Below are 21,259 nucleotides of genomic sequence, written 5' to 3'. Positions count from 1 at the left end.
CAGCTCTTTCAATCTACAGGAAATCGTCGCGGCGTGGGGTGAACGTGTCGATCAATGCCCCCGCCTCGACGCAAACGCATCCGTGTCTCGCTCCCGAGGGGATAACCAGACTATCGCCGGGACCAAGGTCATGCTCGGTCCCATCAACGCTGAAGGTGAAGCGGCCTGTTTCCACGTAGGTCGCTTGCACATGCGGGTGGTCATGAAGCTTGCCTTCAGCACCTGCCTCGAACCTGAATGCAACCATCATCAAATCGGGGTTTTCAGCAAGTACCTGGCGGGTCACGCCGGGATCGGTTGGGACTACGGGATGGGTCATTCTGGGTCCTCCATTTCTAAGTCAGGGCAATCAAAAGGGTCCTTGGGGGAATGCTGCCGAGTTTGCACAGATATCGCACTTTAAGTTGGCATCAGAGCTTGTAGGCATCCTTTGCTAGTCGGTAGCTGAGATCATAGGCAACATCCGGTGCCTCGTCCTTCGCCAGCCGCCCCGTGGCGACCAATGTCGCGAGGAACGCACAATCTACCCGCCGCGCTACGTCATGGCGCGCAGGGATGGAGCAAAAGGCGCGGGTGTCGTCGTTGAATCCGACGGTATTGTAGAAGCCAGCGGTTTCCGTCGCCATTTCGCGGAAACGCATCATGCCTTCGTAGCTGTCATGGAACCACCACGGCGGTCCAAGCTTTAGCGCAGGATAAACCCCTGCGAGCGGAGCCAGTTCGCGTGCATAAGATGTCTCGTCCAACGTAAACAATATCACCGTTAAGTCGGGACGAGCCCCCACCGCGTCAAGCAAAGGCTTCAGCGCCGAGACATAATTCGTCTGCGTTGGAATGTCGTAGCCCTTGTCACGGCCGAACCGCGCCATGATGTCTTTCGAATGGTTGCGGAACGATCCGGGGTGTATTTGTAGCACCAGCCCGTCATCAAGGCTCATTCGTGCCATCTCAGTCAGCATATGGCCACGGAACGCATCGGCCTCCTCCGCACTACATGCCCCGCGAAGGGCCTTGTCGAACAGGGCGGCGGCGACCTCTTGTGACAGATCTTCCGTGCGCGCCGTCGGATGGCCGTGGTCCGACGACGTTGCACCGAAGCTCTTGAACACCTCCCGCCGTAAGCGATGTGCTGCCAGATATCCCGTCCAAGTCGTTGTATCCTCTCCGGTCATATCGCCAAGCGTTGCGATATTGGCGGTGAAGCCGTCGAATTCCGGATCAATGACCGCGTCAGGGCGATAGGCCGTTACAACCTTGCCCTGCCATCCACTGTCGCGGATCATTTTGTGCCAGCGCAGGTCGTCGATGGCGCTCTCGGTCGTCGAAATCGCCTCTATATTGAACCGCTCGAACAAGGCGCGCGGGCGGAAAGCATCTTGCGTGAGGCAATCTGCAATGTGGTCGTAAATCTCGTCTGCGGTATCCAGCGACAGGCGCTTGACCACGCCGAAGACCTCTTGAAACGCGTGCTCGACCCAGATGCGCGAAGGTGTGCCACGGAACAGGTAGAAATTCTCTGCAAACAAACGCCAGATTTTGCGAGGGTCTTGCTCGGTCTTGCCGCCATCTTCGCGCGGCACCCCCATCGCTTCCAGCGGGATACCTTGACTGTGCAGCATACGAAACACGTAGTGGTCGGGGGTCACAAACAGCTGTGCCGGATCGGGAAAAAGTTCGTTTTCGGCAAACCATCGTGGATCGGTGTGACCATGCGGGCTGATGATCGGCAGATCCTTCACGCCCTCATAAAGATCACGTGCCATGCGACGCACGGCAGGCTCCGTCGGAAACAAGCGATCGTCGTCAAGTTGCGACATGACCCCCCCTATCGTCCTGCGCGTTTAGGCGATACAAGGTCACCTTAACTGGTATGCTAGTATGTCTATTTTTTGCTGTCAACTAATATCCCAGTTGCGCGAATGATCTTGATCTGTAGAATGTAGAAGCCAGTTTGTTGCGAAAAAAGGCGCCGATATGAAAGACACAGAGAAGCCACCGGAGCACCTATCGCACCTGCCCCTAATCCGGCAGAGTACAGCGCCAACGGTTGCCGACCAAATCTTTTCGGCACTTCAAACCCGCATTCTAACGCTTGAATTACCTCCGCGTACGAAAATATCGGAGACCGAAGTCGCCAAAGCGATGGGCGTCTCCCGCCAACCTGTCCGTGAGGCATTCAAGCGTTTGGCAAAGCTGGGCTTTCTGACCATCCGCCCGCAAAGCAGAACGACTGTTAGCCTGATCTCCGAAGAGGCTGTGACACGTGCCCGCTTTATTCGCATGGCACTGGAAACCCAAACCTGCCGAACAGCCAGTGAGGGGTTGTCTGAAGCGGGGCTTACAGCGCTGTCCAACTTGATTGAGCAGCAAAAAGTAGCAATTGCCGCAGGTGATCGCATGCAGTTCCACACTCTAGATGACCAGTTTCACAAAGAAATCTGCGTTCAATCCGGCGTTGGCTATGTCTGGGACCTGATCCATGAAAACAAGGCGCATATGGACCGCATCCGAATGCTGTCGCTGGATACCTCATCTCAGCACTTCGCACTGGAGGAGCATATCGAAATGTACGAAGCAATCTCGTCGTGCAATGGTGAGGCTGCCGCAGCGGCGGTGACAAAGCATCTATCACGCATACTTCAGCTTATTGAAACCATCAAACAAGAGAACCACAACTGGTTCACGGATATCTCAGAATGACCCGAATTATTGCGATTGGCGAGTGCATGGTCGAAATGGCCCCGTCCGAATCCCAAGGCGAATACCGCATGGGGTTTGCGGGGGACACGATGAACACCGCGTGGTATCTGCGCAAGCTGCTCCCGCCAAGTGATCACGTTGATTATCTGACCGCTGTTGGCTCCGACGCCACTTCTGCCAAAATGACCGGCTTTCTAGAAGAGGCCGGGATTGGCACGGGGCAAATTGCGCGGCGCGATGGCCTGACGGTCGGGCTCTACATGATCTCGCTGGCAGATGGCGAGCGCAGCTTTAGTTACTGGCGCGGGCAAAGTGCTGCTCGGACGTTGGCGCAGGACGCCGCTGCGCTGGACGCCGCACTAGACGGCGCGGACGTTGCTTACTTTTCGGGGATCACGCTTGCGATACTGCCTGATGACGACCGCGCCCGCCTCCTTGAAGCCCTCAGCAAGTTCCGCGCCAAGGGCGGGGATGTGGTGTTTGACCCCAATTTGCGCCCCGGACTTTGGCCTTCATCGGAAGCCATGACCGATGCCGTGATGCAGGCCGCCGCCGTCAGCAGCACGGTCCTACCGTCGCATGAGGACGAAGCGACATGGTTCGGAGATGCGGACACCGCCGCCACCGCCCAACGCTATGTATCGTGCGGAGCGCAAACCGTTATTGTCAAAAATGGACCGGATGAGATGTTGGCTTGGGATGCAGGGACCACCAGTACACATGCACCTGTCGCGGCCGTAAAGGTCGTCGACACAACGGCCGCAGGCGACTCGTTCAATGCAGGCTTTCTGGCAAGCCGCATTGCTGGACAACCGCTGGACGTCTCGATCAACGCCGCCGCAAATCTTGCAGCGCGCGTCATTCAAGCGCGCGGCGCGCTGGCTGATGTCACATAGCAACCACTGAGATCCACCGCTTTGGTGGCGAATAATCCGCCGCGTTTTCCGCAACGCGCGGATTGAATGGACAGCGCGCGCTGCTCTGCGTTAGCGTGCCTCCATGAAATGTCTGACCCTTTGTTGCGCTCTATTCCTCGGCCTTTCTCACACAGGCGCTGCAGATACACTGCGGTTGAACGAAGGCCGGATGCTTGACGCCGCCGCGCGGCAAGTTCTGACAACGCTGCAAGCCCGCAGTTTTCGTAGTGGGCGGGAATTTTGCGGATTACTCGGGCGGAACGAGAATGGGGCGATCATCTCGACCCAGCCCAGACGCGGGAACGCGGACACATGCCTGCCCTACCAGTTCCGTACAAAAGGGGTCGTTCCCTTAGCTTCCTTTCACACACACGGCGCGTATGATCATGAGGCGGATAGCGAAGTCCCCTCCTACGAAGATCTAGATGCCGACATGAAAGAAGGTCTGGTTGGCTTCATCGCCACTCCCGGCGGGCGGTTTTGGGTCAACTTGCCCCAAGAAGGTCTGACCCGCCAGCTCTGCGGGTTGCGCTGCCTTCCGCAGGACCGCCATTTCAATCAAGGGGATTGGGGTCTGATCCGAAAAACCTATACTTTGCGCCAACTCAAACAGCGGCGACAGCTCTACTAGCGCAACCATGCCCAAGCCCCCCTCCGACACCGTGATCGACCTTTACCAAGCACACGCAGCGGTTTGGGAAACGCTGCGTAGCCAGTCGCTGATGGAGCGAGGCTGGATGGAGAGGTTTCTCACGGCCCTGCCCACTGCTGGTCATGATGTCCTTGATCTTGGCTGTGGCTCGGGGAAACCGCTCGGCGCGTATCTCATCAAGCAGGGGTGCAATGTGACCGGCGTCGATGGTGCAGCTGCTATGGTCGACACGGCCCGCGCTCGCTTTCCTGCTCAACGGTGGATCACTGCCGACATGCGTGCCCTGCCCCCATTGGGCAAATTCCACGGCGTGCTTGCTTGGCACAGCTTCTTCCACCTGCCTCCAGAGGACCAGCGACTGATGTTCAAGGCCTTTGCCGACCTCAGTCACGCAGGTGCAGCTTTAATGTTTACCAGCGGCACGGAGCTTGGAGACGCCATCGGGACGTTTGAGGGTGCCCCCCTGTACCACGGAAGTTTGGACAAGACGGAATACCGAAACCTGTTGCAGGCGAACGCCTTCGAATTGATCCGCCACGTCGAGCGCGACCCAGCCTGTGGCGGGGCTACGGTTTGGTTGGCGCGGAAGCACTGAGCATTTCGCCAAGACATCGGCCTTCACCTTATTGCGAGCAATTCGCAAAAACTTGACTTTTTGCAAACGACTCGCATATAGAGATCAATGACCCTTCCCCGTTCCAGAATGGATTTTCCGCAAATGCGCCTTGCCCTCCCCGCCCTCCTTGCGTTGTGCCTGAGCGTTTTTCCAGCATCCGCTGCCGACAAGTTCAAGGCCGTCACAACATTCACCGTAATCGCGGACATGGCCTCGCGCGTTGCTGGCGATGCCGCCGTGGTCGAAAGCATCACCAAGCCAGGCTCCGAAATTCACCAATACGAGCCGACGCCGCGTGATATCCTGCGTGCTCAAGAAGCCGATCTGGTTTTGTGGAACGGACTGAACTTGGAGCTCTGGTTTGAACAATTCTTCCGCAATCTCCGCGACGTGCCATCGGTTGTTATCTCAGAAGGCGTTGAACCTATGGGCATCTCCCAAGGCCCCTATTCCGGCAAGCCAAATCCTCATGCGTGGATGTCCGTCGACTCTGCGCTGATCTATGTCGACAATATTGCCAAAGCCTTTTCGACCTATGATCCAGACAATGCCGAAACCTACATCGCCAACGCTGCCGCTTACAAAACCGAAATCCTGGCTGCCCTTGGCCCCCTAAAGGATCGCATCGCAGCCTTGCCGGAAAACAAGCGCTGGCTGGTCACGTCAGAAGGCGCGTTTTCCTACCTTGCGCGCGATCTGGGCCTGAAAGAGCTATATCTCTGGCCGATCAATGCCGACGCCCAAGGCACGCCAAAGCAGGTCCGTGACCTGATCGACGCGGTGCGAGACAACAACATCAACGCCGTGTTCTCGGAAAGCACCGTCTCCGCCGCCCCTGCAGAGCAAATCGCCCGCGAAACGGACGCGGTCTATGGCGGCGTGTTATATGTCGACAGTCTCAGCGCAGCGGACGGCCCTGTGCCCACCTATCTGGACCTGTTGCGCGTCACCGTTCAAACCATCGTAGAAGGTTTAGAAAAATGAGTTTTGGCAGCTTGCCAGACGATGCCGCTGGACTGTGCGCAGAGGGCATCACCGTCACCTATCGCAACGGCCACACCGCCCTGCGCGATGCGTCCTTTTCCCTGCCCAAAGGGACCATTGCTGCTTTGGTGGGGGTGAACGGCTCCGGCAAGTCGACCTTGTTCAAGGCAATCATGGGGTTTGTTCCAACCTCGGCTGGCAAGATCTCAATCCTTGGCGGCACCGTGCGCGATGCGTTGCGTGCCAATACGGTCGCCTATGTCCCACAGGCCGAGGAGGTCGACTGGACCTTCCCTGTGCTGGTGGAAGACGTAGTGATGATGGGACGCTATGGCCATATGGGCTTCTTCCGCATCCCCCGCCCCGAAGACCACAAGATGGTTGAGCGGGCGTTGGAGCGCGTCAACATGCTTGAATTCCGCCATCGCCAGATCGGCGAGTTGTCCGGCGGCCAGAAAAAACGCGTCTTCCTTGCCCGCGCACTGGCACAAGACAGCCGTGTGGTGCTGCTGGACGAGCCGTTTACGGGTGTGGACGTGCAAACCGAGGACGCGATCATAGCCCTGCTGCGCGAGATGCGTGACGAGGGCCGCGTGATGCTGGTCTCGACCCACAACCTTGGCTCCGTCCCAGAGTTCTGCGACCGCACGATCCTGATCAAGGGCACCGTTCTGGCTTATGGACCGACCGAGGACATCTTTACCCGCCAGAACTTGGAGCTGGCCTTCGGCGGCGTGCTGCGCCACTTCGTCATGCAAGGCGCGGACCTCCACGACGACGAGGAAGACACCCGCCGCCTGACAGTCATCTCGGACGACGAGCGGCCTTTCGTGATCTACGACCATCACGACGACGAGGAAGAGGCAGACGCCCCATGATCGAAGCGATGTGGGAACCCTTTACCTATAATTATATGTTGAACTCCATGTGGGTGTCGGCCTTGGTTGGGGCCGTCTGCGCGTTCCTGTCCGCCTATCTGATGCTGAAAGGCTGGTCGCTGATCGGGGACGCACTCAGCCACTCCATCGTGCCGGGCGTGGCGGCGGCCTATATGCTGGGCCTTCCTTTCGCGTTGGGAGCCTTCTTTGCCGGCGGCTTGGCGGGCGGGGCAATGCTGTTCCTGAACCAACGAACCGGATTGAAGGAAGACGCCATTATCGGGCTGATTTTCACCTCCTTCTTCGGGCTGGGGCTGTTCATGATCTCGCTGTCGCCTGCGTCCGTGAACATTCAAACGATCATTATGGGCAACATCCTTGCCATCTCTCCTGCGGACACGCTGCAATTGGCGCTGATTGGCGGCGTCTCCTTGGTCGTCTTGCTGGCAAAGTGGCGAGACCTGATGGTGACCTTCTTTGATGAAAGCCATGCGCGGTCCATCGGGCTGCGACCTGAACTGCTGAAGGTGGTCTTCTTCACGCTATTGTCGGCTTGCACCGTAGCTGCGATGCAAACTGTTGGCGCGTTTCTGGTCATCGCTATGGTTGTGACCCCCGGAGCGACGGCCTACCTGCTGACCGACCGCTTCCCAAGCCTTCTGATCATCTCTGTGGCGATCGGGACGCTGACTTCGTTCATTGGGGCCTATATCAGCTATTTCCTTGATGGCGCCACGGGCGGGGTCATCGTCTGCCTCCAAACGATGCTGTTCCTTGTGGCATTCGTCTTTGCCCCCAAGCATGGCATCCTCGCGTCCCGCGCTCGCGCTCGAGAGGCTTTGTGATGGAGTGGCTGTCACAGTGCGAGGCAGAATGGTGCCTGCCCTTCCAGTTCCCGTTTATGGTGAACGCGCTGATCATCTCGGTCATGCTGGCAATTCCCGCTGGTTTGCTGTCCTGCTTTCTGGTCCTCAAAGGCTGGTCCCTGATGGGCGATGCTATCTCTCATGCGGTGCTGCCAGGGGTGGTACTGGCCTATGTGCTGGGCTTGCCGCTTGGCCTTGGGGCCTTCGCGGCGGGCATGGCCTGCGCGGGGCTGACGGGGTGGATCGACGAAAACTCGCGCGTGAAGCGCGACACCGTCATGGGCGTCGTCTTCTCGGGCATGTTCGGGCTGGGCATCGTGATGTACACGAAAATCGAAAGCGAGGTTCATCTGGACCACATCCTATTCGGCAACATGCTGGGTGTCGGGCCGGAAGACATGTGGACCACCGGCCTGATCGCGGCGCTGGTCACGGGGCTCATCGCCTTTTTCTGGCGTGATTTGTTGCTGCAGGCCTTTGACGAGCAGCAAGCGCGTGCGCAAGGCCTGCCTGTGCGCCTGCTTCACTTCGGAATGCTTGCTGCGATTTCGCTAACCGTCGTGGCGGCACTTCAGGCGGTCGGGATTATCCTAGCCATCGCCTTCCTTGTCGCCCCAGGTGCCATCGCGTTTTTGCTTACGAAACGGTTCGGCGTCATGCTCTGGCTGTCCATGGCGATCGCAGGGCTGTGCGCCTTTGCGGGTGTCTATGCCAGCTTCTTTCTCGACAGCGCCCCTGCCCCGACCATCGTGTTGCTGATGACAGCGGCTTTCATTGCTGCGTTCCTCCGCGCCACGATCCAATCTCGGCGCGTCACGCAGTAAATCGGTCAGGCCGCAGCCGACACGGCCCGCCCCGTCAGCACCTTCACCAGATGTGCGCGGTAGTCGCCGGTGCCGTGCAGGTCGGAGATCATCCCCTCCCCGCTCAGCGATAGCCCATCCAATGCTGACGCTTTGAAACTGTCGGACAGTGCCGCTTCGGCGTCCGTCCAGCGGAACACGCCTTCTTCAGATGCGCCAGTCACAGCAACCCGCACCCCATCCCAGAATTTGGCGACAAACACCCCCACCAAAGCAAAGCGCGAGGCGGGTTGGACGAACTTCTGGTAGTTGGCTTTTTCCGGCACCGGGAATTTCACTTCGGTGACGAGTTCACCGTCTTCCAGCGCCGTCGTGAACATACCTTGGAAGTAGTCGTCAGCCGCGATGTCGCGGGCGTTGGTGACAATAGTCGCGTTGGAGGCGAGAACCGCCGCCGGATAGCACGCAGCAGGGTCGTTGTTGGCGACCGATCCTCCGATGGTGCCACGATTGCGCACAGCCGGATCGCCGATCTGGCCTGCAAGCGCAGATAGCGCCGGATAGCGCGTATCGGCAGCAACAACCGCGTGGGTGGTGCCCCCACCAATGCAAACCCTGCCGTCATCATCCACGCAAATCCCCTTCATCTCGTCAATTCCGGTCAGGCTGACAAGCATCTCGGGACTGGCAAGGCGCTGCTTCAATGTCGGGATCAGTGTCTGCCCGCCACCCAGTGCCTGCGCCTCTTCCGACGACAACGCTGCCACGGCCTCTGCAATTGTCGTTGGGCGGGTCATTTCGAACTTATACATTGTAGAATTCCCCTTTTTGTTTCGGGCCGCGCGCTCGCGCCGCAGTCTACCGTTAGCTAGTGCGAAGAAACGTCCTGCCCGGACGCGGCCATGATTGCCTTGACGATATTGTGGTAGCCCGTGCAGCGGCAGATATTGCCTTCGAGATACTCACGCACCTCGGCTTCGGAGGGCTTCGGGTTCTCCTTCAGCAGTGCTGCCGCAGACATCACCATGCCGGGCGTGCAGAAGCCGCATTGCAATCCGTGATGCTCCTGAAACGCCGCCTGGATCACGTTGAGCGAGCCGTCGGCATTTGCCTGCCCCTCGATCGTGGAAACCTCGGCGCCATCAGCTTCTGCGGCGAACATGGTGCAGGACTTTACCGCCTTGCCGTCCACGTGAACCACACAGGCCCCACATTGCGACGTGTCGCAACCGATATGCGTGCCGGTCAATCGCAGATCCTCGCGCAGGAATGTGGACAACAGCGTGCGCCCCTCCACCTCGCCCGAGACGGCTTTGCCGTTCACTGTCAGCGCAATATCAACCATCAATTCCCTCTTTAGCTCCTGAATTCGGTTCCCCAGAACTGGGGCAGACCTCAGGAAACTGCGCGGCATATATCGATGGGTATGAGTGGTGCGGTGGCAGCTTCCTGACCTCAGGCTGGATCAATGTCCGCGCGGACTCAAGAGAAAAATTCCGGGGCCTCCGACCCCTAATTCGTTGAAGCCAAAGCCACGGGAACGCGTGCATTTTTGAACCATTGCCGGATCGCCGCGCGCTCTGTCGGCTCGATATAGGTCAGGTTGGCGGGTGGCATGGCGTGGCTTGCACCAGCTTGCAAATAGATTTGGGCGGCCTGAGCCGCGATGTCGGCATCTGTCTCGAGATGCACGCCTTTCGGAGCCCACAGAATCCCGTCCCAGACGGGCTCGCGTGCGTGACACATGGAGCAGCGGCCAAGAACGATGTCGCGCACGTCCTCGAACCCCTGCGCCTGAGCGTATTGGGTGGCCACGGGACCCATCGCCTGATCCTCATCAACTTCAAGCGAAGGCTGGCCAAGGGCGGACAGCCACATGATCGCAATGAACAGCAGCACCGTCGCCCCGATAGTCCAGCGCGGCTCGGGCTTCTTCATGTGCATCGTGTTGAAATAATGGCGAATGGTCACACCCATCAGGAAGACCAGCGCCGCGATAATCCAGTTATACTCGGTGGCGAAAGCCAGCGGGTAGTGGTTGGACAGCATCAGGAAGATTACCGGAAGCGTAAGGTAGTTGTTGTGAGTGGAGCGCAGCTTGGCGATTTTGCCGTATTTCGGGTCCGGCGCGCGGCCCTCTTGCAGGTCTTTGACCACGATGCGCTGGTTGGGCATGATGATGAAGAACACGTTGGCCGTCATGATCGTTGCGGTGAACGCGCCCAGATGCAGCAGCGCCGCGCGGCCCGTGAAGACTTGCGTGTAGCCCCATGCCATCACCACCAACAGCACGAAGAGCAGAACCATCAGCATGGTCGGGCGATCGCCCAGTCGGGATTTGCATAAGAAGTCGTAAATGATCCACCCGATGGTCAGCGAGGCCGCCGAGATTGCTATGGCCTGCCACTGCGCCAGATCCATTACGTTCGGGTCAATCAGGAATAGCTCTGCCCCGACCCAATAGACCACTGCCAGCATCGCCGCGCCGGAGATCCACGTCATGTAGCTTTCCCATTTGAACCATGTGAGATGCTCGGGCATCTGCTCGGGGGCCACCAGATACTTCTGAATGTGGTAGAAGCCGCCGCCGTGGACCTGCCATTCCTCGCCATCTGCCGGACCGTCGATATCGCGGTTCAGGCCCAGGTCGAGCGCAATGAAGTAAAACGAGCTTCCGATCCATGCGATAGCGGTGATGACATGCAGCCAGCGCACGGCGAAGGCCAACCAGTCCCACATGATTGCCAAGTCATACATGATCTTTCTCCCGCTGTTTCGCCTATGACACCACAGTTGATTACCTACAGGAAATAGAGAATTATCATCGGCAGTTTCAAATATTATTGGATAATCGCCCTGTGAGCTACGTCGAGACCATCAAAACCTTCCTCAGGGTCTATGATTTGGGCTCCATGTCCGCTGCGGCGCGCGATCAACGGATCTCCGCTGCTGTCGCCTCGGCTCGGATTAACACGCTCGAAACACAGTTGGGCGTGCGCCTGTTCTCGCGGACCACCCGCTCGCTTCATCCGACGGAGCAAGGCCGGGTCTTCTATGACGGGGCGCTGCGTATTCTTGAGGCGATAGACGCCGCAGAAGCGGCCGTGACTGACATGACGCGTTCCCCACGGGGAACTCTTTTCGTGGCTGCGCCTTTGGGCGTCGGGAAGCGGTTCCTCGCGCCTGAAGTGCCACGGTTCAAAAAACTGTACCCGCTTGTCGAAATCAGGTTGCGACTGTCAGACCGCAAGATCGATCTGACCAGCGAAGGGCTGGATGTGGCCCTGTTTCAGGATCAACCCCGCGACAGCAACCTGATGATGCGCCAATTTGCCGAGGTGGAGCGGGTTGTCTGCGCCGCACCGGATTATCTTGCCGTTATGGGCCGCCCGAAAAACGGCGATGACCTGATTGCAGATGGCCACCATTGCCTGAACCTGCGTTATCCGGGTGCGCCTGAGTTTCAATGGATTCTAAATACGCCGGACGGCCCGCGCAAATATGCTGTTACCGGCCCGTTTGAAAGCGATGATGGCGACGTTCTGACCGGCTGGGCGTTGGATGGGTACGGAGTAATTCTGAAGCCACGGCATGAGGTGGCCCAACATCTGGCATCCGGCGCGCTGGTAGAACTATGTCAAGATACACCGCCCTCGCCGGTCACTTTGGGTTTTCTTTATGCCCACCGGAAGCATCAGGACCCAAAGCTGCGATTGTTCATGGATCATATGTCCGACCGGATCGGCACAGCGATCAAGAAGGCCCAGTCCGACGCATAGCAGCGCCCGTGACCGACTCCGACATCTGAGGCATATTTACTTTTCCGTATAGATGTGTTCGGTAATTCCCGAGTTATTTGAGGCCGCCATGCGCGCAGAACTGAAAGAGCAGCGAAGATCCGAGATTGAGAGTGCCGCGCTCGATGTCATGAGAAGCCGTGGGTACGAAGGCGCGTCGATGCTCACCATAGCCAAAGCCGCCAATGCGTCGAACGAAACGCTCTATCGGTGGTATGGCGACAAGCAGCGCCTGTTTCTGGAGATCGTGAAATCCAATGTCCTCGATATCGAAACGGCACTGGAGAAGGCGCTTACCAGTTCGGTGAGGACTGAGGATACGCTCGATCAGATTGGCCGATTGTTGTTGGGGCTGCTATTGGGCGAGCGCGAGATTGCGCTGAACCGCGCGGCGGCTTCTGACGCGACCGGCAAGCTGGGGGCCGCCATATCGCGTGGCAATCGCGATCGGATATTGCCCAGGATTGTTCAACTAATGGCCGCATTGCGCCAGACAGGGGTGATCTCTGCGCCAAGCGACGAACAGGCGGCGGAATGGTATTTGACCCTGTTGATCGGCGATCTGCAAATCCGGCGTGTCATTGGCACCCTGCCCCAACCCACACGCGGCCAGATCAAAGAGCATGTCGCAGGGGTGATGCCTGCGTTCTTACAGCTTTGCGCGGCGGATCAAGTTGGTGTGTAAAGTGCTCTGCGGTAGATGTGCCACGTTGCGTGACCCAACACAGGCAGCGCCAGAAACAACCCTAGGAACATTGGCACCAGCGCCACCAATACCACGATTGCTATGATTGCGGCCCAAAGCAGCATGACGGCCCTGTTGTGCAGCACCGTCCGAATAGAAAAGCCCATGGCCGTCATGAAGTCGATCTCACGGTCAAGCAGCAGCGGCATGGAGACCACCGTGATCGTATAGGTCATCAAAGCGACAACCCCGCCTACAAAGATCTGAAAGGCGATTAGCGCGATGCCCGTAGGTGACTGGAAAACCTCCCACGACGTTGTAATGTTGATCAGCTGCATATTCCCCAAGAACAGCGCAAGCGACATATGTGCAAAGAAGCTCCAGAACAGGAAAATGAGTACCAGTAGCGCGCCAATCCAAGGGAGTTGCCTCCCGCGTTCGGCCCAAACGACCGACAGGACAGACGACCATGTCAGGGGCTCTTCCGCCTCAAGGCGGCGGCTCACCTCATAGAGGCCGACTGCGGCGAACGGGGCCACGATGGGAAAGCCCAAGGCCAGCACAAGCGTCCACGTAAACGTCCCCGCGCCCCAATAAACCAAACCTGCGCCGCACAGAACATAGAAGGCGGAAAAGAACAGCCCATAGGCCGGCGCACGGGTAAAGTCGCGCCATCCCTCGCGCAATGCGCGAAGCAATTCCCAAAACGTAACGGTTCCAATTTCGGGTCGAGGTGAAGCTGCGGGCTCAGTAAGCTGTGTCATGGCTCATGACAGCACACTCCGCCCTGCCAGAGCAAGTTCTAGCTGCCGCGATAGGTCGAATATCCAAACGGGCTGACCAACAACGGAACGTGATAGTGGCTTTGCTCGGACATCCCGAACCGGATCGGTACCTCGTCCAGAAAGCGCGGGTCTTCCGGCGGCGTGCCGCACGCATCGAGATAGGCCCCTACTTTGAAGACCAATTCATAGGTGCCCGTTTTGAAATCCTTTTCAGGGAGGATCGGGCTATCGGTGCGCCCGTCTGCATTTGTCACCATCGTTGCAATCTTGCGATGGCTGTTGCCTGAAACGCGATAAAGCATGATTTCCAGTCCCGCCGCAGGACTGCCGAGCGCGGTATCGAGCACATGGGTCGTTAGGTAGCCGAGCATCTGCGATCTCCTCAATATCGGTCAGGTTAACTCAAGGTCGGGCAATAGCGAAATAAATGCTAGGTCGCGCTCCGGAAAACTCTTTCAAATAATTTTTGAAATACGTGCGCATTTAAATGATGTAGCGATAAAACGAGGGAGATCTGCCATGAATCGTTATCCGCGTGATCTGCACGGCCACGGAGCCCAGCCACCGAACGCCAATTGGCCAAACGGTGCGAAGATCGCCGTTCAAATTGTCCTTAATTATGAAGAAGGTGGCGAGAATTGCGTGCTGCATGGCGACGCGGCCTCCGAAGCCTTCCTGTCCGAGATCGTCGGTGCCGCCCATTGGCCCGGACAGCGTCACTGGAACATGGAATCAATTTACGAATATGGAGCCCGCGCCGGATTCTGGAGGCTCCACCGACTTCTGAAGGATTTACCAATCACCGTCTATGGTGTTGCGACCGCCCTCGCCCGGTCCCCTGAACAGGTGGCCGCGATGAAGGGCGCGGGTTGGGAAATTGCGTCTCACGGGTTGAAATGGGTCGAGTACAAGGATGCTTCGCCCGAGGATGAGCGCGCTGATCTTGAAGCCGCTGTCAAGCTCCACACGCAGGTCGTCGGTGAAGCCCCGCGCGGGTGGTATACGGGACGTTGTTCGGCCAACACAGTGAGGCTGGTGGCAGAACACGGGGGCTTCGACTATGTCGCCGACAGCTACGCGGACGATTTGCCTTATTACGTGCGCTTTGACGGGCGTGACCAGTTGGTGGTGCCTTACACGCTGGATTGCAACGACATGCGCTTTGCCACGCCGCAAGGGTTCAACTCGGGCGACCAGTTCGAGGCCTATTTGCGCGACAGCTTTGATGCGCTTTATGAGGAAGGCTGCGATGGGGCCCCCAAGATGTTGTCCATCGGGTTGCATTGCCGACTGATCGGGCGTCCGGGTCGGGTGCAGGCGCTGAAGCGGTTCCTTGACTATGTGCGCGGCCATGATGGCGTTTGGTTTGCCACCCGCCAGCAGATTGCGCAGCATTGGTTGGCAGAACACCCTGCGGCCCCGAAGACGCGCCCGACGCTGATGGATAAGCAAACATTTATAGATACTTACGGTAGCATCTTCGAGCATTCACCTTGGGTCGCGGAGCGGGCTTGGAACCTTGAGCTGGGCCCCGCGCATGACACGGCCGAAGGGCTTTGGAACGCAATGGCCCGGATGTTCCGCGCGGCAAGTTCGACGGAACGGCTAGAGGTTCTGGATGCACACCCTGATCTTGCCGGCAAGCTGGCCGCAGCCAAGCGACTGACGGCCGAAAGCACGTCCGAGCAAGCCAGCGCAGGCTTGGATGCCCTGACAGATGAGGAACGCCAAGCGTTTACTGATTTAAATGAGGAATATGTCGCAAAGCACGGATTTCCCTTCATTATAGCCGTACGCGACAATACGAAGCTCAGCATTCTGGAAGCCTTTCAGCGCCGCATCCACAATGACAGCCAAGTCGAATTCGACGAGGCCTGTCGTCAGGTCGAACGGATCGCGCAGCTGCGCCTGAAGGAAATCCTGCCATGAGCTACGCACTTCCGCCCGCAGGGTTACCAGCGCAATCGGACAAGCTGACTGGCACAGCGGTTTTCACCGAAGCCTATGCCTTCCTGCCCGCTGGTGTGATGCGCGATATCGTGACGAGCTTCATTCCGAATTGGTCTGGCACGCGCGCTTGGATCATCGCACGCCCCCTTTCGGGCTTCGCCGAAACATTCTCTCAATACATAGTGGAAGTCGCGGCTGGCGGCGGCTCTGACCGGCCGGAAAACAACCCCGAGGCGGAAGCGGTGCTGTTTGTCGTGGAAGGACAATTGGACCTGTCCAACAGCGCGGGCACCCATGTGCTGCAAGAAGGCGGCTATGCCTATCTGCCCGCCGGACAAGGCTGGACCCTGCACAACCGCAGTGACGCGAAAGCCACCTTTCATTGGGTGCGCAAACGCTACGAGGCGGTCGAAGGCCTACTTGCCCCAGAAGCTTTCGTGACATCAGATGCGGAAAACGCCCCGATCGCGATGCCTGACACACATGGCGCTTGGGCCACCACGCGCTTTGTGGAGCCGACCGATTTACGGCACGATATGCATGTCAACATCGTTACATTCCAACCGGGGGGACTGATCCCCTTCGAGGAAACGCATGTGATGGAACACGGGCTTTATGTTCTTGAAGGCACGGCTGAATATCTGCTGAACCGCGACTGGGTGTCTGTCGGTCCGGGGGACTTCATGTGGCTGCGTGCGTTCTGCCCGCAGGCCTGCCGCGCCACGGGGGACGCGCCGTTCCGCTATCTGCTTTACAAAGACGTCAACCGTCACGCGAAGCTGCCATGGTAATCCGCACGCAACCTCTGACGGCGGATGCCTTTGCGCCCTACGGCGATGTGCTTGATTGCGCGGGTACCCCGGACAAGATGATCAACGAAGGCCTATGTGGGCGCTTCCATGATCGTGCGACGCTGGATTTCGAAGATGGTCGCGCGGGGATCAGCGTCTTTCAGGCTCAACCGCGTGCGCTGCCGTATGAATTGACGCTGCTCGAGCGTCACCCGCTGGGGTCTCAGGCCTTCATTCCGATGAGTTTTGAGCCGTTTTTGGTCATTGTCGCCCAAGACTTGGGCAATCGGCCTGGCGAGATTGCGGCATTTTTGACCGCTGCGGGACAAGCAATCAACTTTCACAAAGGCACGTGGCATGGGGTTCTGACGCCACTGCACGCGCCTGGGCTATTCGCTGTCGTCGACCGTATCGGCGATGGCGCAAATCTAGAGGAATTCAGGCTGGAAACTCCAGTCATGATAGAGCGCGGCTAACGCGCCAAAGAAAGGCCACACGGCGCCGTGTGGTCAAATCAACAGTCGAACGGGGAGAACGTAATGGCTGATACTTCACTAGGGACCGCAGAGCAGCTGCGCGATCCAAACTATACGCCGGGATTGGCCAAAGCCATCCCTCTTGGAATTCAACACGTGCTGGCCATGTTCGTCTCGAACGTAACGCCCGCCATTATCATCTGCGGTGCGGCGGGGTTCGGCTTCGGCTCTAACTCTCCGGACTTCCCGCAAATGATCTACATGATCCAGATGTCGATGTTCTTTGCAGGGGTTGCGACCCTGATCCAAACGATCGGCATAGGCCCAGTGGGGGCTAAACTGCCAATCGTGCAAGGCACATCCTTCGCCTTTATCCCGATCATGATTCCCCTGGTGGCAGGCAAAGGCGTTGACGCTGTTGCGGTGCTGATGGGCGGCGTTCTGGTTGGCGGCATTTTTCATGCCTTCCTTGGCCTGTTTATCGGCAAAATCCGGTTCGCCCTTCCCCCATTGGTCACTGGGCTTGTGGTGACAATGATCGGTCTGGCGCTGGTAAAAGTCGGAATCCAATATGCTGCGGGCGGTGTTCCCGCTATCGGCACGCCTGAATATGGCTCCGGCGCGAACTGGCTGGTGGCAAGCGTTGTAATCATAGTCACCCTTGGGCTGAAGTTCTTCACCCGTGGGATGATCAGCGTCTCGGCCGTGTTGCTGGGCCTGATTGCCGGCTACATCGTTGCGTTCATGATGGGCATGGTCAACTTCGGCAATGTCGGTCGTGCGGCCAGCTTTGCGCTGCCTGATCCATTCCACTTTGGTATGGAATTCAGTGTTGCGGCGATCATCGGCTTCTGTCTGATGGGCTTTGTCTCTGCGGTAGAGACTGTCGGCGACGTGTCCGGCATCACCAAAGGCGGCGCCGGCCGCGAGGCTACCGATAAAGAGATTCAGGGCGCGACCTTCGCTGACGGCCTGGGCACTGCAGTTTCCGGCCTCTTCGGCGCGTTGCCGAATACCTCGTTCAGCCAAAACGTGGGCCTGATCGCCATGACCGGCGTGATGAGCCGCCATGTGGTCACCATCGGCGCGATCTTCCTGATCCTCTGCGGACTGGTGCCAAAAATCGGCGCGATCATCTCCACCGTTCCAATCGAAGTGCTAGGCGGCGGCGTGATCGTTATGTTTGGCATGGTCGTGGCCGCTGGTATCTCGATGCTGTCGGACGTGAACTGGAACCGCCGCAACATGGTGATTTTCGCAATCGCCCTGTCGCTGGGTCTGGGGCTTCAGCTGGAGCCGGACGCGCTGCAATATTTGCCCGGCACTTGGAAAGTTCTGGCAACGTCAGGCATCCTGCCTGCAGCCCTGATTGCCATTGTTCTGAACCTTGTGCTGCCAGAAGAGCTGGCCGCAGAGGCGACGGAAGAAGTGGCAGGCGGCATGTCCGGCCACGGTCAGGGATCGCTTCCAAAAAGCTAATCTTCAGATCGGTAAGTCCACCAAAGGCCCCTGCGGAAACGTCGGGGCCTTTTTTGTGGCCCACGCTAATGGCTTCGCTAACGAGATGAATCCTTGGAGCGCCCTGCCCTTCGCGGTATGTCTGGCGCGTTGAATACGAGGTGACATCATGACGACCCTGACCTGCTTTAAGAGCTATGACGTGCGTGGCCGATTAGGCGACGAGCTGAACGAAGAAATTTGCTACGGCATCGGGCGCGGTTTTGCGCGCTCTATTGATCCGGGGTCGGTTGTGATCGGATATGACATTCGCCCGACCTCCAAAGCACTGGCAGGTCAATTGGCGGAAGGGCTGCGCGACGAAGGCGTCGATGTGATCGACATTGGCCTGTGCGGCACGGAAGAAGTGTATTTCGCCACGTCCCACTTTGAGGCAGGTGGCGGGTTGATGGTCACGGCCTCGCACAATCCGATTGACTATAACGGGATCAAAATGGTGCGGGCGGGCTCGCGGCCGATCTCGTCGGCGGATGGTTTGGGCGAGATCCAAGCTCTGGTGGAGGCCGGTAATTTTGGCCCTGCAAAAGAACGCGGACGCTTGCAGGCGCGGGACCCACGCGATGCCTATGCCGACCGAGTGGTCAGCTTTGCCAATACGTCCACTTGGCGTCCGATGAAGGTGGTCGTCAATTCCGGCAACGGGGTCGCCGGCCCCAGCTTTGACGCCGTCGCCGCCAAGCTGGATGCACCAGTCGAATTTGTACGCCAACACCACGCGCCGGATAGCGGCTTTCCTAATGGAATCCCAAACCCCCTGCTGGAAGAGAACCGCGCGCAAACTGGTCAGCGCGTGCTGGCAGAAGGTGCGGATTTGGGCGTCGCTTGGGATGGCGATTTCGACCGTTGCTTCTTCTTTGACGAAACGGGTGCGTTCATTGACGGCGAATATGTCGTGGGTCTGCTTGCGAGTGCGTTTCTCGGAAAACACGCCGGTGCAAAGATCATTCATGACCCGCGCGTGATTTGGGCGCTGTTGGATTTGGTTGGCACAGGCGGTGGCGAAGCTGTCGCATCGCAATCCGGTCACAGCCACATCAAAGCGAAGATGCGCGAAGTTGATGCGGTCTATGGCGGCGAGATGTCCGCCCACCACTATTTCCGCGAGTTCATGTATTGCGACAGCGGTATGATCCCGTGGATTTTGTTGATCGAGCACATGAGTGCTACGGGCAAGAAACTGTCAGAACTGGTTGCTGACATGCAGGCACGCTTCCCGTCCTCCGGGGAGATCAATTTCAAGCTTGATGACAAACAGCCTGCGATCGACGCGTTCGAGGCGACGTATTTGCCGGGAGCGAAAGCCGTGGATCGGCTGGACGGGCTATCGCTGGACTATGGGGACTGGCGGGTGAACTTGCGGCAATCGAACACCGAAGCGCTTTTGCGGCTGAATGTTGAAACCCGTGGTGACCGCGCGTTGCTGGCGCAGAAGGTCGCCGAGATCAGCGAACTCATTCAGAACGCCTGAGCAATGCGGACCCTAAGCCAATCCGGAACGGGTGCTGCTTGAGTGGGACAGGCGCATGATCGCAGGGATGGCGATGCAACTAATGTTTGCCTTCGCGGCTTTGGCCGTGCTCTCGCCATTTCTGCCCCTGTTCTTGATGTGGCGTTGCGCTTTGCTTTCCGTCACCGCATTCATCGCTGCCGGATTTCTGGCTGGTCCTGTCCACTGGTCTGATCAAGGACTTGGCTACGCCATTGGCGTGATAATCCTCTTCTTGCTCATCATCGGCGTTGCCTTAGGCTTGGGGCTTCGCATTGCAGTTGCCGGAGCAAGGGGCCAACTCACGCAAAGGGCATTGCTGGGGCCGGATAAGCGGTGGCGACATCTGCTGGATGTAATCAGCGTTGGATTTGCTGGCAGTGCGGCGGGCCTTGCTTGCGCCATAGGTCTGGCATTTGCTTTCGCCGACAGCGCGCTTGGTCGGAGCTTGGATTTGTTCATAATTCTGATCGCTCTCTTGGCTGCTTTGGGCGCGTTGTTGCTTGGCCCCTGGCTAATCAGGGCCTTTGGTGTGACTGTCAGCGCCGCCATCATCGGCGTGTCGTTGGTCGGCTCTTTGCAGCCGACACGCATCCTTGAAAGCGCAGAAAATTTGGCAGACGGCGCACCGTGGTGCCTTGCGTCACCCCCATCGGCCGCGCCGATTGCGTCCGCGGCACAGCTTGGGTTCTTCGCGATGCACAAAGGGGGGCATAACCCGCATCTGGGACTTCAGGTGCAAGGTGGCGCGCCGTTTCGGGCAAATTGGTCCATTCGGCAGCAAAGGTTTGTTGAAGGTGATCGCGGCGATCTCACCCCCTGTTTACCCCGCGTAGATTTTGCCGACGCCCTCACGCAAGGATGGGTATCACCGGATGCCTTCATCGTCGGGTCAACAGAATATCTGATCCCGCCTGAGATGGAGCCGAAAGCCTTTCCCCGTATGCTATCGATCCGGAGTTCATTGGTCACCGGACCAGTCGGGACCCTGCCCGAGTTCTTCGAGCGGCTTGAGATCCGGGAAAGCGCCACAGCGTGGGACATGCCAGATGACGCCAAGCCACTGACTGACATGCCGTCAGCTGCAGAGCTCGACATTGAAGCGCTGTTGTCGGGAACGCGTTTGATATTTGCGGGAACTGATCAAGTCACAGGTCGGCAGGTTATACTTGAGTGTCTTCGGGGGGCGTTTGCAAACCGCGACTGCTTTGCGACTGTGAATGCCGGAGCGGCCCAGTATGCATTTTTCCTGCCAGTCGAAGACATCAGGCACTGGTCAAGCGCGACCGATAAAGTCGAAGCCCTATTCTTAGGTCTTCGGCGTTTAAACTAGCGCTTTGGTGCGGCGCCAAGCG

23 protein-coding genes are annotated in these 21,259 nt (G+C 58.3%); 16 read left to right on the top strand and 7 right to left on the bottom strand.

What is annotated here, in order from left to right; translation table 11 throughout:
• Positions 1-13 precede the first annotated feature (13 nt).
• A complete protein-coding gene (locus tag BM352_RS10305) occupies positions 14-319 on the bottom strand; it encodes a cupin domain-containing protein (RefSeq protein ID WP_090216389.1) in 306 nt (101 codons plus the stop codon).
• A 91-nt stretch (positions 320-410) separates the two neighbouring features.
• A complete protein-coding gene (gene uxaC / locus BM352_RS10300; protein WP_090216386.1) occupies positions 411-1,817 on the bottom strand; it encodes a glucuronate isomerase in 1,407 nt (468 codons plus the stop codon).
• Positions 1,818-1,974: 157 nt separating this feature from the next.
• Between uxaC and BM352_RS10295 the strand changes: the two genes are divergently transcribed.
• The 8 genes from BM352_RS10295 (at position 1,975) to BM352_RS10260 (ending at position 8,437) form a co-directional block, all read left to right on the top strand.
• On the top strand, positions 1,975-2,700 hold the full coding sequence (locus BM352_RS10295) for a GntR family transcriptional regulator (RefSeq protein ID WP_090216383.1): 726 nt from the start codon (positions 1,975-1,977) through the stop codon (positions 2,698-2,700).
• Positions 2,697-3,596, top strand: coding sequence for a sugar kinase (locus tag BM352_RS10290; RefSeq protein WP_090216380.1), 900 nt, complete (start codon positions 2,697-2,699; stop codon positions 3,594-3,596). Before BM352_RS10295 ends, BM352_RS10290 begins: the two co-directional genes overlap by 4 nt.
• A 103-nt stretch (positions 3,597-3,699) precedes the next feature.
• Complete coding sequence (locus BM352_RS10285; RefSeq protein ID WP_090216377.1) at positions 3,700-4,248, top strand: DUF4329 domain-containing protein; 549 nt, start codon at positions 3,700-3,702, stop codon at positions 4,246-4,248.
• 7 nt (positions 4,249-4,255) lie between these two features.
• Positions 4,256-4,864: a class I SAM-dependent DNA methyltransferase gene (locus tag BM352_RS10280; RefSeq protein ID WP_090216374.1), complete on the top strand. Its 609-nt coding sequence runs from the start codon at positions 4,256-4,258 to the stop codon at positions 4,862-4,864.
• A gap of 123 nt (positions 4,865-4,987) precedes the next feature.
• Positions 4,988-5,869 carry a metal ABC transporter substrate-binding protein gene (locus tag BM352_RS10275; protein WP_139229866.1) on the top strand — a complete coding sequence of 294 codons (882 nt, stop codon included), beginning with the start codon at positions 4,988-4,990 and terminating at the stop codon, positions 5,867-5,869.
• Positions 5,866-6,747: a manganese/iron ABC transporter ATP-binding protein gene (locus tag BM352_RS10270; protein ID WP_090216367.1), complete on the top strand. Its 882-nt coding sequence runs from the start codon at positions 5,866-5,868 to the stop codon at positions 6,745-6,747. Before BM352_RS10275 ends, BM352_RS10270 begins: the two co-directional genes overlap by 4 nt.
• Entirely contained in the window at positions 6,744-7,592 is an 849-nt protein-coding gene (locus BM352_RS10265) for a metal ABC transporter permease (protein ID WP_090216364.1), read from the top strand. Before BM352_RS10270 ends, BM352_RS10265 begins: the two co-directional genes overlap by 4 nt.
• Positions 7,592-8,437 carry a metal ABC transporter permease gene (locus BM352_RS10260; protein ID WP_090216360.1) on the top strand — a complete coding sequence of 282 codons (846 nt, stop codon included), beginning with the start codon at positions 7,592-7,594 and terminating at the stop codon, positions 8,435-8,437. Before BM352_RS10265 ends, BM352_RS10260 begins: the two co-directional genes overlap by 1 nt.
• Positions 8,438-8,442: 5 nt before the next feature.
• On the opposite strand, the gene BM352_RS10255 is transcribed toward BM352_RS10260, so the two are convergent.
• From BM352_RS10255 to BM352_RS10245, 3 genes are all read right to left on the bottom strand, one after another.
• Positions 8,443-9,228: an FAD binding domain-containing protein gene (locus tag BM352_RS10255; RefSeq protein ID WP_090216354.1), complete on the bottom strand. Its 786-nt coding sequence runs from the start codon at positions 9,226-9,228 to the stop codon at positions 8,443-8,445.
• Positions 9,229-9,284: 56 nt separating this feature from the next.
• Complete coding sequence (locus tag BM352_RS10250; RefSeq protein WP_090216351.1) at positions 9,285-9,761, bottom strand: (2Fe-2S)-binding protein; 477 nt, start codon at positions 9,759-9,761, stop codon at positions 9,285-9,287.
• 167 nt (positions 9,762-9,928) lie between these two features.
• A complete protein-coding gene (locus tag BM352_RS10245; protein ID WP_090216348.1) occupies positions 9,929-11,173 on the bottom strand; it encodes a urate hydroxylase PuuD in 1,245 nt (414 codons plus the stop codon).
• Positions 11,174-11,274: 101 nt separating this feature from the next.
• On the opposite strand from BM352_RS10245, the gene BM352_RS10240 reads away from it, so the two are divergent.
• Positions 11,275-12,195 (top strand): LysR family transcriptional regulator, encoded by a 921-nt coding sequence (locus BM352_RS10240; protein WP_090216345.1) that lies wholly within the window; start codon positions 11,275-11,277, stop codon positions 12,193-12,195.
• 52 nt (positions 12,196-12,247) lie between these two features.
• On the top strand, positions 12,248-12,898 hold the full coding sequence (locus BM352_RS10235) for a TetR family transcriptional regulator (protein WP_090216342.1): 651 nt from the start codon (positions 12,248-12,250) through the stop codon (positions 12,896-12,898).
• Here the strand turns inward: BM352_RS10235 and BM352_RS10230 are convergent.
• Together BM352_RS10230 and uraH are read right to left on the bottom strand one after the other, a co-directional pair.
• Positions 12,883-13,662, bottom strand: a complete 780-nt coding sequence (locus tag BM352_RS10230; RefSeq protein WP_090216339.1) for a DUF2189 domain-containing protein — start codon at positions 13,660-13,662, stop codon at positions 12,883-12,885. The genes BM352_RS10235 and BM352_RS10230 overlap by 16 nt on opposite strands.
• A gap of 38 nt (positions 13,663-13,700) precedes the next feature.
• On the bottom strand, positions 13,701-14,054 hold the full coding sequence (gene uraH, locus BM352_RS10225; RefSeq protein WP_090216337.1) for a hydroxyisourate hydrolase: 354 nt from the start codon (positions 14,052-14,054) through the stop codon (positions 13,701-13,703).
• 148 nt (positions 14,055-14,202) lie between these two features.
• On the opposite strand from uraH, the gene puuE reads away from it, so the two are divergent.
• The 6 genes from puuE to BM352_RS10195 all read left to right on the top strand — a co-directional run bounded on the left by puuE (position 14,203) and on the right by BM352_RS10195 (position 21,237).
• Positions 14,203-15,612, top strand: coding sequence for an allantoinase PuuE (gene puuE / locus BM352_RS10220; RefSeq protein ID WP_090216334.1), 1,410 nt, complete (start codon positions 14,203-14,205; stop codon positions 15,610-15,612).
• Entirely contained in the window at positions 15,609-16,424 is an 816-nt protein-coding gene (locus BM352_RS10215) for a bifunctional allantoicase/(S)-ureidoglycine aminohydrolase (protein WP_090216332.1), read from the top strand. Before puuE ends, BM352_RS10215 begins: the two co-directional genes overlap by 4 nt.
• Positions 16,418-16,900 (top strand): ureidoglycolate lyase, encoded by a 483-nt coding sequence (locus tag BM352_RS10210; protein WP_090216329.1) that lies wholly within the window; start codon positions 16,418-16,420, stop codon positions 16,898-16,900. Before BM352_RS10215 ends, BM352_RS10210 begins: the two co-directional genes overlap by 7 nt.
• A gap of 63 nt (positions 16,901-16,963) precedes the next feature.
• Positions 16,964-18,379 carry a uracil-xanthine permease family protein gene (locus BM352_RS10205; protein WP_090216326.1) on the top strand — a complete coding sequence of 472 codons (1,416 nt, stop codon included), beginning with the start codon at positions 16,964-16,966 and terminating at the stop codon, positions 18,377-18,379.
• A 148-nt stretch (positions 18,380-18,527) separates the two neighbouring features.
• Positions 18,528-19,886 (top strand): phosphohexomutase domain-containing protein, encoded by a 1,359-nt coding sequence (locus BM352_RS10200; RefSeq protein ID WP_090216323.1) that lies wholly within the window; start codon positions 18,528-18,530, stop codon positions 19,884-19,886.
• Positions 19,887-19,959: 73 nt separating this feature from the next.
• A complete protein-coding gene (locus tag BM352_RS10195) occupies positions 19,960-21,237 on the top strand; it encodes a hypothetical protein (RefSeq protein WP_139229817.1) in 1,278 nt (425 codons plus the stop codon).
• Positions 21,238-21,259: the final 22 nt, after the last annotated feature.

It is taken from the genome of Litoreibacter janthinus (assembly GCF_900111945.1).
Classification (GTDB): domain Bacteria; phylum Pseudomonadota; class Alphaproteobacteria; order Rhodobacterales; family Rhodobacteraceae; genus Litoreibacter; species Litoreibacter janthinus.
This window is presented reverse-complemented; position numbering and strand designations above follow the sequence as displayed.

What these genes read in the sequence shown, in the direction of transcription:
- BM352_RS10305 (WP_090216389.1), bottom strand. Translation starts at nt 319, where the DNA reads ATGACCCATCCCGTAGTCCCAACCGATCCCGGCGTGACCCGCCAGGTA.
- uxaC (WP_090216386.1), bottom strand. Translation starts at nt 1,817, where the DNA reads ATGTCGCAACTTGACGACGATCGCTTGTTTCCGACGGAGCCTGCCGTG.
- BM352_RS10295 (WP_090216383.1), top strand. Translation starts at nt 1,975, where the DNA reads ATGAAAGACACAGAGAAGCCACCGGAGCACCTATCGCACCTGCCCCTA.
- BM352_RS10290 (WP_090216380.1), top strand. Translation starts at nt 2,697, where the DNA reads ATGACCCGAATTATTGCGATTGGCGAGTGCATGGTCGAAATGGCCCCG.
- BM352_RS10285 (WP_090216377.1), top strand. Translation starts at nt 3,700, where the DNA reads ATGAAATGTCTGACCCTTTGTTGCGCTCTATTCCTCGGCCTTTCTCAC.
- BM352_RS10280 (WP_090216374.1), top strand. Translation starts at nt 4,256, where the DNA reads ATGCCCAAGCCCCCCTCCGACACCGTGATCGACCTTTACCAAGCACAC.
- BM352_RS10275 (WP_139229866.1), top strand. Translation starts at nt 4,988, where the DNA reads ATGCGCCTTGCCCTCCCCGCCCTCCTTGCGTTGTGCCTGAGCGTTTTT.
- BM352_RS10270 (WP_090216367.1), top strand. Translation starts at nt 5,866, where the DNA reads ATGAGTTTTGGCAGCTTGCCAGACGATGCCGCTGGACTGTGCGCAGAG.
- BM352_RS10265 (WP_090216364.1), top strand. Translation starts at nt 6,744, where the DNA reads ATGATCGAAGCGATGTGGGAACCCTTTACCTATAATTATATGTTGAAC.
- BM352_RS10260 (WP_090216360.1), top strand. Translation starts at nt 7,592, where the DNA reads ATGGAGTGGCTGTCACAGTGCGAGGCAGAATGGTGCCTGCCCTTCCAG.
- BM352_RS10255 (WP_090216354.1), bottom strand. Translation starts at nt 9,228, where the DNA reads ATGTATAAGTTCGAAATGACCCGCCCAACGACAATTGCAGAGGCCGTG.
- BM352_RS10250 (WP_090216351.1), bottom strand. Translation starts at nt 9,761, where the DNA reads ATGGTTGATATTGCGCTGACAGTGAACGGCAAAGCCGTCTCGGGCGAG.
- BM352_RS10245 (WP_090216348.1), bottom strand. Translation starts at nt 11,173, where the DNA reads ATGTATGACTTGGCAATCATGTGGGACTGGTTGGCCTTCGCCGTGCGC.
- BM352_RS10235 (WP_090216342.1), top strand. Translation starts at nt 12,248, where the DNA reads ATGTGTTCGGTAATTCCCGAGTTATTTGAGGCCGCCATGCGCGCAGAA.
- BM352_RS10230 (WP_090216339.1), bottom strand. Translation starts at nt 13,662, where the DNA reads ATGACACAGCTTACTGAGCCCGCAGCTTCACCTCGACCCGAAATTGGA.
- uraH (WP_090216337.1), bottom strand. Translation starts at nt 14,054, where the DNA reads ATGCTCGGCTACCTAACGACCCATGTGCTCGATACCGCGCTCGGCAGT.
- puuE (WP_090216334.1), top strand. Translation starts at nt 14,203, where the DNA reads ATGAATCGTTATCCGCGTGATCTGCACGGCCACGGAGCCCAGCCACCG.
- BM352_RS10215 (WP_090216332.1), top strand. Translation starts at nt 15,609, where the DNA reads ATGAGCTACGCACTTCCGCCCGCAGGGTTACCAGCGCAATCGGACAAG.
- BM352_RS10210 (WP_090216329.1), top strand. Translation starts at nt 16,418, where the DNA reads ATGGTAATCCGCACGCAACCTCTGACGGCGGATGCCTTTGCGCCCTAC.
- BM352_RS10205 (WP_090216326.1), top strand. Translation starts at nt 16,964, where the DNA reads ATGGCTGATACTTCACTAGGGACCGCAGAGCAGCTGCGCGATCCAAAC.
- BM352_RS10200 (WP_090216323.1), top strand. Translation starts at nt 18,528, where the DNA reads ATGACGACCCTGACCTGCTTTAAGAGCTATGACGTGCGTGGCCGATTA.
- BM352_RS10195 (WP_139229817.1), top strand. Translation starts at nt 19,960, where the DNA reads ATGCAACTAATGTTTGCCTTCGCGGCTTTGGCCGTGCTCTCGCCATTT.